The following is a 13,309-nucleotide window of genomic DNA, read 5'->3' on the forward strand; positions in this document are numbered from 1 at the left end:
GCAAAAAATAAGCTCCGCCGCAGCCTTTTATTGAAAGATAAACAGACCCTAAAAACCAACCGCACTTTTCCCCTATTTTTTCCCAAAAATCTCCTATTCTATGCTATAATTCGTTCAATTTTTTCATCTCAGAATTAGGAAAATTTCAATGTCTGAATTAAGTCAAGATATCACGCCGGTTAGTATCGAAGATGAACTGAAATCTTCGTATCTCGACTATGCGATGTCAGTAATTGTTGGGCGTGCGTTGCCTGATGTACGTGACGGTTTGAAACCTGTTCACCGCCGTGTACTTTTCTCTATGGATCAAAGTGGTAATACTCATAATAAAGCCTATGTAAAATCCGCTCGTGTGGTCGGGGATGTTATCGGTAAATATCACCCACATGGTGATATTGCGGTATATGACACCATTGTACGTATGGCGCAACCGTTCTCGTTGCGTTATATGCTGGTGGATGGTCAAGGTAACTTTGGTTCCATTGATGGCGATGCCCCAGCGGCAATGCGTTATACCGAAGTACGTATGCAAAAAATTACACAGGAATTATTGACGGATTTAGATAAAGAAACCGTAGATTTCTCGCCTAACTATGATGGCAAGGAAATGATTCCTGACGTGTTACCGACCAAAATTCCTGCCTTGTTAGTCAATGGTTCATCAGGTATTGCCGTGGGTATGGCAACCAATATTCCACCACACAATCTTGGTGAAGTAATGGACGGCTGTTTGGCTTATATCGATAATGAAGATATTAGCATTGATGAATTAATGCAATATATTCCGGGCCCTGACTTCCCGACTGCGGCACAAATCAATGGTCGCCGCGGTATTGAAGAAGCCTATCGTACCGGACGCGGAAAGGTGTACGTGCGCGCGAAAGCGGAAGTGGTCACCAATGACAAAGGACGCGAACAAATTATTGTGACCGAAATTCCTTACCAAGTGAATAAAGCAAAATTGGTGGAAAAAATCGGTGAACTCATTCGTGAGAAAAAAATCGAAGGCATTTCGGGCATTTTAGATTTATCGAATAAAGAAGGTATCCGTCTTGAAATCGATATTAAACGCGATGCCGTGGGTGAAGTGGTTTTAAATCACCTCTACTCGTTGACGCAAATGCAGGTGACGTTCGGGATCAATATGGTGGCACTTGACCACGGTCAGCCGAAATTATTTAACCTAAAACAAATTATTGAAGCCTTTGTGAAACACCGCCGTGAAGTGGTGACTCGCCGTACAGTTTATGAATTACGTAAAGCGCGTGAACGTGCACATATTTTGGAAGGTTTAGCCATTGCTTTGGCCAATATCGATCCTGTGATTGATTTGATTCGCGCATCCAAAACGGCGGAAGAAGCACGCGAAGGGTTATTAGCACGTTCTTGGGCTTTAGGCAACGTTGCGCCAATGCTTGAAGCGGCAGGGGTTGACGCGTCTCGCCCTGATGATTTGCCTGAAGAATGTGGTGTGCGTGATGGTCAATATTACCTTTCTGACGCACAAGCTCGCGCTATTCTTGAATTACGTTTACACCGTTTAACCGGTTTAGAACACGAAAAAATCGTGGATGAATACAAAGAAATTTTAGTCGAAATCGGCGAATTACTTCATATTCTCACCAGTGCAGAACGCTTACGCGAAGTGATCCGCGAAGAATTAGAATTAGTGAAAACCAATTTTAATGATGCGCGCCGTACAGAAATTACCGCAGCATCAAGCGACATTAATTTAGAAGACTTAATCGCACAAGAAGATGTGGTAGTTACCCTTTCACACGAAGGTTATGTGAAATATCAACCACTTACGGATTACGAAGCACAACGCCGTGGTGGTAAAGGTAAATCAGCGACTAAGATGAAAGAAGATGATTTCATTGAACGTCTTTTAGTGGCAAATACCCACGATACTATCCTTTGTTTCTCTAGCCGTGGTCGTTTATATTGGCTGAAAGTATATCAATTACCTGAAGCAAGTCGTGGCTCGCGCGGTCGTCCTATTGTGAATATTCTTCCATTGGAAGAAAATGAACGTATTACCGCGATTTTACCGGTGGCAAGTTACGATGAAGATAAATTTGTCGTGATGGCAACTGCCGGCGGTATTGTGAAGAAAACGGCATTAACAGAATTCAGCCGTCCACGTTCAAACGGGATTATTGCGGTGAATTTACGTGATGAAGATGAATTAATCGGCGTGGATATTACCGATGGTTCAAACGAAATTATGTTGTTCTCTTCGCAAGGTCGCGTAGTCCGTTTTGCAGAAACGGCAGTACGTTCAATGGGGCGTTTAGCTACAGGTGTGCGTGGTATTAAATTAGCCTTAACCAATGAGATGTCTGAGGATGAAAGTGCGGTGGAAATTGAAGAAGTTTCTGACGATAGCGCAGAAGAAATTCTCGATTTAAATATCGATAAAGTCGTCTCTTTGGTGATTCCAAAAAATGACGGCGCAATTTTAACCGCAACTCAAAATGGTTATGGAAAACGCACCGCACTTTCTGAATACCCGACCAAATCGCGTAATACCAAAGGCGTGATCTCAATTAAAGTGAGTGAGCGTAATGGTAAAGTGGTGGCGGCAACCCAAGTGGAAGACAACGACCAAATTATGTTAATCACTGACGCGGGTACACTGGTTCGTACGCGCGTTAATGAAGTCAGCATTGTGGGACGCAACACCCAAGGTGTTCGCTTAATCCGTACCGCGGAAGATGAACATGTGGTGAGTTTAGAGCGTGTTGCAGAGCCTGAAGATGATGAATTTGAAGGTGAAAGTTCGGAAGAGTAATTCCCCCTATACGAGCCGTATAGGGTTACCTAATCTGAGCCGCGCTGCGGCTCTTTTTATGGTATGAGATTGCAGTGACGCAAGACGTTCGTTGAGCTTGTCGAAACGTAAATCTTGTACAACACGCTGAAATGGCTTGTGGTTCGACTGGCTCACTAACCGTGGTTCGACAAGCTCACCAACCGCCATTTCAGCTTTGTGCAATTACTACATAATATCATTTTTTCAGCCCCAGCGGGGCTGGGCTTAACGAACCTAGCACGGCTCGTGCTAGGTCATTTCTCAACGATGAGCTTTTATATTCATCCCATTACTATAACAACTTATCTGAAAACAAAAACTGCATCACTGCGTCCATACGTAAATGGGGAATGGGTTCGCCTTGTTCCAACGGTTGAGGTTCAAATTGATCAAATTCAAATCTTCGAGCTTCCCAAAATTCCGCTTTCGGTAATTTGGCAGGAACGGATCCCGGATATAGCGTGACTTTCTGTAAATCGGATGATCGGACACCTTGAATGGCTTTAAAGTTTTCACCATTTTGCGTCACATTCACTTGTTGAGTCGCTCGAATAGCAGCAATCGCGCTGTATTCCAACTCGACTCCCTCAAATTCTGCATAGCGTCCACCCTCTTGTACTAACTGACGCATGAGACTCATCAGGTTCGGTAATTGATCACTGGTGATATGATCTGCTTTAGTGGCAATAAACATCAATTTATCAATGCGAGATGAAAATAAGCGATTGAGCAAATTTCGTTTGCCATAATGGAAATTACTGAATAATTGATTCAACGCTTGTTGCATATCTTCAAAAGCTTGGCGGCTATGATTCAGTGGGGTTAAACAATCCGCCAAAATCACTTGACGATCAAAATGAACAAAATAGTTTTCATAAAAGGATTTGACAATATGCTTGCGGTAATAACGATAGCGTTCATTAAGCATCGCAAAATAGCTATTGGATTTGGCGGTTTTGTGTAAATGTTGCCATTCACTTTCATTTAACCAAAGTAACGGAAAGAATTGTACCGCAGGCGAGCCGGCTAATTCCGCAGGTAAAACAAAACGCCCCGGTTGAATAAAATGTAATCCTTCTGCTTTGCAATGGTGCAAATATTCTGTGTAATCTTTGGCAAGATCCGCTAAAACATCTTCATTTGCCACCGCACTTAAATCCAATTTTTGCGCTTTTTCGAGCCATTTTTGGGCTAATTCAGCGCGTTTCCCCTGATGTAAGCCTTGTAAATGCAATGACCATTTCTGATAATTTTGTTCCAGCAAGGGTAAATCCAATAACCATTCCCCAGGATAATCAAATATATCTACATATAACGTGCTGTGTTCATTGAGCCAACTCATTAAACCCTGTTGACGTTGATAACGAATAGCCAGTCGTGTTTCACTGACACCATGGGTGGATGGCGGAAAGTGCGGTGGATGTTGCATCAATTCGGCAAGATTGCCTTCATAATCAAAACGAGGGATACGCAAATCTTGTTGCGGAACGCGTTTCACAGCAAGAATACGTCCATTTCGCGCAGGCTCAAATAAAGGAATGTGATGATTATCTGTTTGATTAATATTCAATAACTGATTGATTAAACTGGTAATAAAGGCTGTTTTTCCACTACGACTTAACCCTGTCACTGCAATGCGCAAACTGCGATCAAAAGTGCGGTCGAAAACCTGCGTCATTTCTTTTTGAATTCGGTTGAACATTTTTATTTTTAATCTATGCCTAAATCCTTTAAAATTGGCACTAATTTATCATATAAATCTGAAAATATGCTTAAAATTTTAACCGCACTTTCTGTTATTTTAGCCAGCACCACTGTTTTTGCTTCGCCGCGTGTGCCTGATGAAGTAAAAAATAATGGTTTGGTTTATTGCACGCATGCTACGGGTTTTTCTTTCAATCCACAAACAGCGGATGCAGGAACCAGTATGAATGTTGTCACAGAACAGATTTATAACAAGCTCTTTGAATTAAAAACGAACAGCTCGCAAGTTGAGCCGTCTTTGGCACAATCTTATGAATTGAGTGCAGACGGCAAAGTGCTCACCATCCATTTACGCAAGGGCGTTAAGTTTCACCATACCCCTTGGTTTGTTCCTACGCGTGACTTTAATTCTGATGATGTGGTTTTTTCCTTAAATCGTGTGCTGGGGCATAATACGTCATTGCCTGAATTTAGTTCTGAACCCACTGAAAGTGTTAACCGTCAATACCAAATTTTTTATGGTTTAGCCAAAAAAACACGTTTCCCTTATTTTGAAAGCATTAAGCTTAACCAAAAAATTGAACGTGTAGAAAGTGCCGGGCCTTATACGGTAAAGATCTTTTTGGTGAAACCTGATGCCTCGATTCTTTCTCATCTTGCCAGCCAATACGCGATTATTTTCTCTCACGAATACGCATTACAATTAAATGCCGATGATAATCTTGTACAGCTTGATACCTTGCCCATAGGCACCGGGGCTTATCAGCTTAAAGATTATTTCCGTAGCCAATATGTCCGTTTAGTCCGCCACCCGAATTATTGGAAAACGAAAGCTAAATTAGAAAATATTGTCATCGATCTCTCTACAGATAAAACGGGGCGTTTGGCTAAATTCTTAAATAATGAATGTCAACTTGCCGCCTTTCCTGAAGCGAGCCAACTGGGTTTGCTCAAAGAACAGGGCGAACGCTTTCAAACCCATGTGGTTGAAGGGATGAATTTGTCTTTTTTAGCCTTTAATTTTTTACGCCCAACGATACAAGATGTGGACATTCGCCGAGCTATTGCGCAAGCCATTAATCGCCGGCGTATGATTAAGCATATTTACTATGATACCGCAACAGTAGCCAATAATATCATTCCGGCGGTCTCTTGGGCGGCAAGTCATGAACAAGCAAACTTTGAGTACGATTACAACCCTGAGCAAGCAAAACGTCTCTTACAAAACAAAGGGTTGTCTTTGGATATGTGGGTGCTGAAAGATGAACTTATCTATAACCCATCACCGATAAAAATGGCGGAAATGATTAAATTTGACTTAGCGCAAGTGGGGGTTAAGGTAAATGTGAGAGTCGTCTCGCGTAACTTTTTACTGCAAAATTTGCACGATAAAACGGAAGACTACGATATGATTTTATCGGGCTGGCTGGCAAGCAGTCTGGATCCCGATACGTTTATGCGTCCTATTTTGAGTTGTAGTACGGTACATGAAATTACCAATTTATCAAACTGGTGTTCGCCCCATTTTGATGAATTACTTGATAAAGGACTCGAAACCAACACACCGAATTTGCGAGCGATTGATTACCATTTGGCGCAAAAAGAAATTTTAAGCCAACTCCCGATTTTACCTATCGCCAATGTAAAACGTGTGCTGATTAGTGATACGAACGTGCAAGGTGTAGAAATGACGGCTTTTGGTAATGTGCATTTTGAAAAACTTAGTTTCAAACAGGAGCGAAAATAATGTTATTTACGCTATTTCGCCGTATTCTGCTGATTCTTGTCAGTCTACTGTTACTCAGCATTGTTAGTTTTGCCATTTTTATGCGCGATCCTGCGAATCAAGTATTTGCCGGACCGCACTTTTATTCCGGTTACGCGGATTATGTTCGCAGTTTGTTGCATGGCGATCTAGGGATTACTTATAACGGCGGCGATCAACTGTTATCCGTCATTCTAACCGTATTGCCGCCAACCTTAGAGCTTTGCTTTATGGCAACCTTATTAGGACTACTCTTCGGTATTCCATTAGGCTTTTTTGGTGCATTTTACCGCAATCGCCCTTGCGGAAAAGCCATTAATGCCCTGTCGTCTCTCGGTATGTCTCTGCCGATTTTCTGGATTGCCCCTATTCTACTTTATTTTGCGGCAGTTTATCGCTGGGAAATTTCCGCTGTTGGGCAAGTTAATTTGCTGTATGATATTAAACCTATTACTGGTTTCGCCGCGATCGATGTATGGTTTATAGATGTCCCTTATCGCACCAAAGTCGTTCAAAATATCTTACAACATCTTGCTTTACCCACTTTAGTGTTGATGATCGCGCCTATTATGGAAATAACAAAAATTATTCAACAACGTGCGGAATGGGTAATGACACAGAACTATGTTAAATTACCTATTGCTAAAGGCTGGAGTGCGTTCAGCATTTTGCGTTATTACTTACTACGAAATACGCTACCGTTACTCATTCCCCAATTGCCGCGCTTAATTACGTTTATTCTGGCACAATGTATGCTCATTGAAGGAACCTTTGCCTGGCCCGGCATTGGGCGTTGGATCATTGATGCGGTAACACAGCAAGATTATAACGCCATCGCTGCAGGCGTTATTATTATTGGCTTATTTATTATGATCATTAATTTTCTCGCAGAACTCGTTATGTTGATATTAGATCCATTTAATAAGAAGGGTTGGTATGCTCGATAAAGAATCCCATGAATTCCGTCATACCAATGCCGTTGTTGAAGTGTGGCGGCTATTTCAGCGTGATCGTATCGCCCTATTCAGCTTCTACGCCCTAATTTTGCTGATTTTGACCGCACTTTTTAGCCCATTTATCGCACCATATCCGAGCGATATGATTTTTATCGGTAAAGAATTAGTGCCGCCGTCTTGGAATGATAGAGGGGAAGTCGCCTATTTCTTTGGCACAGATGATATAGGACGCGATCTCTTTAGTCGCTTAATTAACGGTACCACTTACACGCTGGGCGCCGCTGGCATTATTGTTATTTTTACTGCCATTATTGGTGGTTTTCTCGGCATTGTCGCGGGGATGTCAAAGGGGATTAAATCACAGATTTTAGGTCATTTCCTTGATGCCTTTTTATCTATTCCCATTCTGTTGATTTCCATTGTCATTGCAACGCTCATGGAACCCAGTTTATCCAATGCCATGCTCGCTATTTTGCTGGCATTATTACCGCACTTTATCCATGAAATTTATCAGGCAATCCAAAAAGAATGGCAAAAAGATTATGTTCTTATTCAACGCTTAGATGGCGCATCCAACTTGACCTTACTGAAAGACACGATTTTGCCCAATATATTGGCATTGTATATTAAAGAGATTACGCGAGCGTTTACCGTGGCCATTTTAGAAATTAGTGCATTAAGCTTTATTTCCCTTGGTGCACAGCGTCCAACCCCTGAATGGGGCGCGATGATTCGCGATAGTTTAGAATTAATTTATCTCGCCCCTTGGACGGTGATTTTACCCGGCGTTGCCATCATGGGCAGTTTACTTATCGTTATTGTCTTTGGAAATGGGCTAACTAAGGCCATCGATAAATATTATGAATAGGTGAAATTATGGCTTTGTTAGATATTCGCAATCTTTGTATTGATATCAAAACCCCATTGGGGCGCATTCGCATTGTCGATAATGTCACATTGACGCTCGATGAAGGGGAAATTTGTGGCTTGGTGGGAGAATCCGGTTCCGGTAAAAGCCTTATTGCCAAGGTGATTTGTAATACATTCAAAGACAGCTGGATCATCACCGCTGAACGCTTTCGCTTTAATGATATTGAACTACTGAGTATGCCGCCCCACCAACGGCGAAAATTAGTGGGACGTGAAATCTCGATGATTTATCAAGATCCTCTATCCTATTTCGATCCAAGTAAAGTCATTGGTAAGCAAATGATCCAAAATATTCCCTCTTGGACATTTAAAGGGAAATGGTGGCAATGGTTTGGTTGGAAAAAACGCCGAGCCATTGAGCTATTGCATCGCGTGGGCATTAAAGATCATAAAAGCATCATGCATAGCTATCCCAATGAAATCACTGAAGGGGAAGGGCAAAAAGTGATGATTGCTATGGCGGTGGCTAATCAACCGCGTTTACTCATTGCCGATGAACCCACCAATTCCTTGGAAGCCAGTACGCAACAACAAATATTTCGTTTGCTGACGAGTATGAATAAAAATAATAACACCACCATTTTACTCGCCAGTAATGATATTATGAGTATTAGTGAATGGTGCGACTCATTTTCTGTGCTTTATTGTGGGCAAAATGCTGAAACCGGCCCGAAAGAGAGTATTTTGAATGCACCACATCATCCTTATACATCGGCACTGCTACATTCTATTCCGGATTTTAGTCAGCCTTTGCCGTTAAAAAGCCGTTTAAATACGCTTCGCGGCACAGTGCCATTGTTAGAAAATATGCCTATGGGGTGTCGATTAGGGCCACGTTGTCCTTTTGCCCAGAAAAAATGCGTCAATAAGCCACCATTTCGCCGCATTAAACAGCATGAATTTGCATGTCACTACCCATTAAATTTACGGGAAAATACCCCAATAAAAGCGCCGACTTTAAGTCCATTGACATTAACAGAAAACGAATAAAAATGACCGCACTTTTACAAGTTGAAGATTTATGTAAACGCTTCCAAAATGCGGGGCGTTTTCTCACTAAAGATACTTTCTATGCCGTACAAGACATTAGTTTTACCCTTGAACCGCAGAAAACCCTTGCCATTATTGGAAATAATGGTTCAGGCAAATCTACGTTGGCAAAAATGATTGTTGGTCTATCCAAACCCACATCAGGAAAAATTTACCTGCAAGGAACAGAATTAACCTATGGCGATTACGCCTTTAGAACTAAACGTATTCGCATGCTATTTCAAGATGTACATTCTGCCTTTAATCCACGCCTGAATGTTGGTCAAATTTTGGACACCCCTTTACGATTAGCCACCACGTTAGATGAAGATGAACGCAATGAACAAATTTTTGACACCTTAAAACTGGTTGGGCTCTATCCTGAACATACCCATATTAAGATTAATACCATGTCCGCCAGCCAAAAACAGCGTGTCGCCTTGGCTCATGCGCTTATTCTACAACCTGATATTATTATTGCCGATGATGCATTAGGAGCACTTGATGCCTCCGTTAAAACGCAACTCACTAATTTAATGTTAGATATTCAAGAACGCCGTGGGATTTCTTATATTTATATTGGTCAACATCTCGGTTTAATTAAGCATATTGCAGATGAGGTTTTAGTAATGGATAACGGGCAGATGATCGAATATGGTAATACGCGCTCTTTATTTACAGACCCACAAACAGATATTACTCAACGGTTAGTTGAAGGATATTTTGGCAAATTATTGGATGATACTTCTTGGCAAGAACAACCTATTTAGCCTCAAAAATCTCTCTTTTCTCATGAAAAAAGGCGAGTTAAACAAACCCGCCTTTTATCTAATCATGAATTAATTTAATATTAATCTACCAATAATGTACGGCAAGTATTTGAACTACCGCGCTCATCACCGTGAGTTAATAATACTAAATCACCTGACATTAAGAAGCCTTTGTCTTTCAATAATTGCACTGCCGCTTGTGCTTTTGCACTTGTTGACGCGTCATTGTTATCGAAAGCAACCGGTGTCACACCACGGTATAATGCACAAAGATTTAATGTACTTTCATTACGTGATAAGGCAAAGATTGGTAAACCTGAGCTGATACGTGACATTAAGCGCGCTGTACGACCGCTGTTTGTCAAGGTAATAATTGCAGCAACACCTTTCATGTGGTTTGCAGCATACATTGCTGACATCGCAACAGACTCTTCGATTGAAGTGAATTCCACATTCATACGGTGTTTAGATACATTGATGCTTGGCATTTTTTCTGCACCTAATGCCACTTTCGCCATTGCCGCTACTGTTTCTGCCGGGTATTGACCCGCTGCAGTTTCAGCTGAAAGCATTACTGCATCAGTACCATCTAATACCGCATTCGCCACGTCCATTACTTCCGCACGAGTTGGCATTGGGTTGCTGATCATTGATTCCATCATTTGTGTTGCAGTAATCACCACACGATTTAATTGACGTGAACGGCGAATTAATTTTTTCTGAACGCCCACTAATTCAGGATCACCAATTTCAACACCTAAGTCACCACGAGCAACCATGATAACATCTGCTGCGTTAATGATGTCGTCCATTGCTTCATCTGTTGCGACTGTTTCAGCACGTTCAACTTTCGCCACGATTTGTGCTTTTAAGCCTGCTGCTAATGCTAATTCGCGTGCATAGTTTAAGTCTGCGCTTGAACGTGGGAATGAAACCGCTAAATAATCAACACCGATACGCGCTGCAGTAATGATGTCCGCTTTATCTTTTTCAGTTAAAGCATCAGCTGATAAACCACCGCCTAATTTGTTGATACCTTTGTTATTTGATAAAGGACCACCAACGGTAACTTCTGTAAATACTTTGGCCCCTTCCGTTGCTAATACTTTTAATTGAACGCGACCATCATCTAATAATAAGATATCGCCCGGTACAACGTCTTGCGGTAAAGTTTTGTAATCTAAACCCACTGCTTCTTGATGACCTTCACCTTTTGGTAATTCTGCGTCTAAAATAAATTTATCACCAACGCTTAAGAAAATTTTGCCTTCTTTAAAAGTTGAAACGCGGATTTTAGGCCCTTGCAAGTCGCCTAAAATAGCCACGTGTTTACCTAATTTCTTCGCAATTTCACGTACACGATTAGCACGTTCAATATGGTCTTCTGGTGTACCGTGAGAGAAGTTCATACGTACTACGTTTGCGCCTGCGGCGATGATTTTCTCAAGATTGTTACCTTTATCAGTAGCAGGACCCATCGTACATACGATTTTTGTTCTTCTTAGTCTTCTAGACATTGATTACTCCGTCATAATTGTTTATATCTAAATTATGTAATTTAACCGGCAATGCGAATCCAAAACCCATTGCCGGAAAAAAACTGGGGCGTATTATACGCGTAAATCCCACTAAAATCGAGAAAAAATACGATAAAAAAAATGCTATACTTCGTTCCACGCTTATTTTTCATAAAAATCAGATAGAAGGAAGAACTATGACAAATTCAGTAATTAGCGTAATTGGTAAAGATCGCGTGGGAATTGTTTACGATGTGGCGAAAATTTTAGCCGAACATCAAATTAATATCGTCAACATTAGCCAACAATTAATGGACGATTATTTCACCATGATTATCTTAGTCGATACCGCAAAATGCCCAAAATCTTTCCCGGAATTAGCCGCACTTTTTGAGCTGGAAAGTAAAAACCTTGCCCTTGATATTCGTTTGCAAAACGAAGAAATCTTCAAAGCAATGCACCGTATTTAAGGGGTAAGCCATGAGTATTCAATCAACGGAAATTCTTGAAACCATTAAGATGGTGTCTGACCAAAATTTTGATGTGCGCACCATTACTATTGGTATTGATTTACACGATTGTATCAGCAGTGATATTGAGCAGTTAAACCAGAATATCTTCAATAAAATTACCACCATTGGCAAAGATTTAGTGGAAACCGCCAAAATTCTTTCGGCAAAATATGGTGTACCAATTGTTAACCAACGTATTTCTGTCACGCCAATTGCGCAAATTGCCGCTGCAACCAAAGCGGATTCTTACGTATCCATTGCACAAACCCTTGATCGTGCGGCAAAAGCTATCGGTGTTTCATTTATCGGCGGTTTTTCTGCGTTGGTTCAAAAAGGAATGTCGCCTTCCGATGAAGTGTTAATTCGCTCCATTCCTGAAGCGATGAAAACCACGGACATTGTATGTAGCTCAATTAACATTGGCTCAACCCGCGCCGGCATTAACATGGATGCGGTAAAACTGGCGGGCGAAACCATTAAACGCACCGCAGAAATCACCCCTGAAGGCTTTGGTTGTGCCAAAATTGTGGTGTTCTGTAATGCGGTAGAAGACAATCCATTTATGGCGGGCGCGTTCCACGGTTCAGGTGAAGCAGACGCCATTATCAACGTAGGGGTTTCAGGGCCGGGCGTAGTTAAAGAAGCCTTAGAAAATTCCAACGCCACCACCTTAACTGAAGTGGCAGAAGTGGTGAAGAAAACCGCCTTTAAAATCACGCGCGTGGGGGAATTAATCGGACAAGAAGCGGCGAAAATGCTCAATATCCCTTTTGGCATTTTGGATTTATCTCTTGCACCAACACCTGCAGTGGGCGACTCTGTAGCGCGTATTTTGGAAGCAATGGGCTTAACTGTTTGTGGTACACATGGTACAACCGCTGCCCTTGCACTGCTGAATGACGCAGTGAAAAAAGGCGGTATGATGGCATCAAGCTCCGTAGGCGGATTAAGTGGTGCATTTATTCCTGTTTCGGAAGATGAAGGAATGATCGCTGCGGCAAAAAGTGGTATTCTCACTTTGGATAAATTAGAAGCGATGACCGCAGTTTGCTCCGTGGGATTAGATATGATTGCCGTTCCAGGCGACACCCCCGCACACACCATCTCTGGCATTATTGCAGATGAAGCTGCCATTGGTATGATCAACAGCAAAACCACTGCCGTGCGTATTATCCCTGTTACAGGCAAAGGCGTGGGCGAAAATGTGGAATTTGGCGGCTTACTCGGCTATGCCCCAATTATGCCTGTAAAAGAAGGCTCCTGTGAAGTTTTTGTTAACCGTGGTGGACGAATTCCAGCACCAGTCCAATC

At 41.8% G+C, this 13,309-nt stretch carries 10 protein-coding genes; 8 read left to right on the forward strand and 2 right to left on the reverse strand.

Annotated features, from left to right (window positions below; all coding sequences use genetic code 11):
- Positions 1–148 precede the first annotated feature (148 nt).
- Complete coding sequence (gyrA, locus tag Q0O89_RS09240; RefSeq protein ID WP_273391121.1) at positions 149–2,794, forward strand: DNA topoisomerase (ATP-hydrolyzing) subunit A; 2,646 nt, start codon at positions 149–151, stop codon at positions 2,792–2,794.
- 313 nt (positions 2,795–3,107) lie between these two features.
- Here gyrA and Q0O89_RS09245 read toward each other — a convergent pair whose 3' ends face one another.
- Positions 3,108–4,517: a YcjX family protein gene (locus Q0O89_RS09245; RefSeq protein ID WP_293731431.1), complete on the reverse strand. Its 1,410-nt coding sequence runs from the start codon at positions 4,515–4,517 to the stop codon at positions 3,108–3,110.
- A 66-nt stretch (positions 4,518–4,583) separates the two neighbouring features.
- Between Q0O89_RS09245 and Q0O89_RS09250 the strand changes: the two genes are divergently transcribed.
- The 5 genes from Q0O89_RS09250 to Q0O89_RS09270 are packed head-to-tail and all read left to right on the forward strand — an operon-like array spanning position 4,584 to position 9,969.
- Positions 4,584–6,266 (forward strand): ABC transporter substrate-binding protein, encoded by a 1,683-nt coding sequence (locus Q0O89_RS09250; protein WP_293731432.1) that lies wholly within the window; start codon positions 4,584–4,586, stop codon positions 6,264–6,266.
- Positions 6,266–7,231, forward strand: coding sequence for an ABC transporter permease subunit (locus Q0O89_RS09255; RefSeq protein WP_273393559.1), 966 nt, complete (start codon positions 6,266–6,268; stop codon positions 7,229–7,231). Before Q0O89_RS09250 ends, Q0O89_RS09255 begins: the two co-directional genes overlap by 1 nt.
- Positions 7,221–8,108, forward strand: a complete 888-nt coding sequence (locus Q0O89_RS09260) for an ABC transporter permease subunit (protein WP_273383735.1) — start codon at positions 7,221–7,223, stop codon at positions 8,106–8,108. The genes Q0O89_RS09255 and Q0O89_RS09260 overlap by 11 nt, the downstream gene beginning before the upstream one ends.
- 8 nt (positions 8,109–8,116) lie before the next feature.
- On the forward strand, positions 8,117–9,160 hold the full coding sequence (locus Q0O89_RS09265) for an oligopeptide/dipeptide ABC transporter ATP-binding protein (protein WP_135709657.1): 1,044 nt from the start codon (positions 8,117–8,119) through the stop codon (positions 9,158–9,160).
- A gap of 2 nt (positions 9,161–9,162) precedes the next feature.
- Positions 9,163–9,969 (forward strand): ATP-binding cassette domain-containing protein, encoded by an 807-nt coding sequence (locus Q0O89_RS09270; protein WP_135709658.1) that lies wholly within the window; start codon positions 9,163–9,165, stop codon positions 9,967–9,969.
- Between the two features lie 80 nt (positions 9,970–10,049).
- On the opposite strand, the gene pyk is transcribed toward Q0O89_RS09270, so the two are convergent.
- On the reverse strand, positions 10,050–11,486 hold the full coding sequence (gene pyk / locus Q0O89_RS09275; RefSeq protein WP_293731433.1) for a pyruvate kinase: 1,437 nt from the start codon (positions 11,484–11,486) through the stop codon (positions 10,050–10,052).
- Between the two features lie 197 nt (positions 11,487–11,683).
- Here pyk and Q0O89_RS09280 point away from each other — a divergent pair, with 197 nt between their 5' ends.
- Together Q0O89_RS09280 and Q0O89_RS09285 are read left to right on the forward strand one after the other, a co-directional pair.
- Complete coding sequence (locus Q0O89_RS09280) at positions 11,684–11,956, forward strand: ACT domain-containing protein (RefSeq protein WP_135710152.1); 273 nt, start codon at positions 11,684–11,686, stop codon at positions 11,954–11,956.
- Between the two features lie 10 nt (positions 11,957–11,966).
- A partial coding sequence (locus Q0O89_RS09285; RefSeq protein ID WP_293731434.1) for a PFL family protein occupies positions 11,967–13,309 on the forward strand: 1,343 nt, incomplete at its 3' end.

Origin of the sequence: uncultured Actinobacillus sp. (genome assembly GCF_945915845.1) — a bacterium.
Lineage (GTDB): Bacteria > Pseudomonadota > Gammaproteobacteria > Enterobacterales > Pasteurellaceae > Exercitatus.

Excerpts from the sequence above, each read along its gene's own strand:
- Q0O89_RS09250 (WP_293731432.1), top strand. The coding sequence starts at position 4,584 with ATGCTTAAAATTTTAACCGCACTTTCTGTTATTTTAGCCAGCACCACT.
- Q0O89_RS09255 (WP_273393559.1), top strand. The coding sequence starts at position 6,266 with ATGTTATTTACGCTATTTCGCCGTATTCTGCTGATTCTTGTCAGTCTA.
- Q0O89_RS09280 (WP_135710152.1), top strand. The coding sequence starts at position 11,684 with ATGACAAATTCAGTAATTAGCGTAATTGGTAAAGATCGCGTGGGAATT.
- pyk (WP_293731433.1), bottom strand. The coding sequence starts at position 11,486 with ATGTCTAGAAGACTAAGAAGAACAAAAATCGTATGTACGATGGGTCCT.
- gyrA (WP_273391121.1), top strand. The coding sequence starts at position 149 with ATGTCTGAATTAAGTCAAGATATCACGCCGGTTAGTATCGAAGATGAA.
- Q0O89_RS09265 (WP_135709657.1), top strand. The coding sequence starts at position 8,117 with ATGGCTTTGTTAGATATTCGCAATCTTTGTATTGATATCAAAACCCCA.
- Q0O89_RS09270 (WP_135709658.1), top strand. The coding sequence starts at position 9,163 with ATGACCGCACTTTTACAAGTTGAAGATTTATGTAAACGCTTCCAAAAT.
- Q0O89_RS09245 (WP_293731431.1), bottom strand. The coding sequence starts at position 4,517 with ATGTTCAACCGAATTCAAAAAGAAATGACGCAGGTTTTCGACCGCACT.
- Q0O89_RS09260 (WP_273383735.1), top strand. The coding sequence starts at position 7,221 with ATGCTCGATAAAGAATCCCATGAATTCCGTCATACCAATGCCGTTGTT.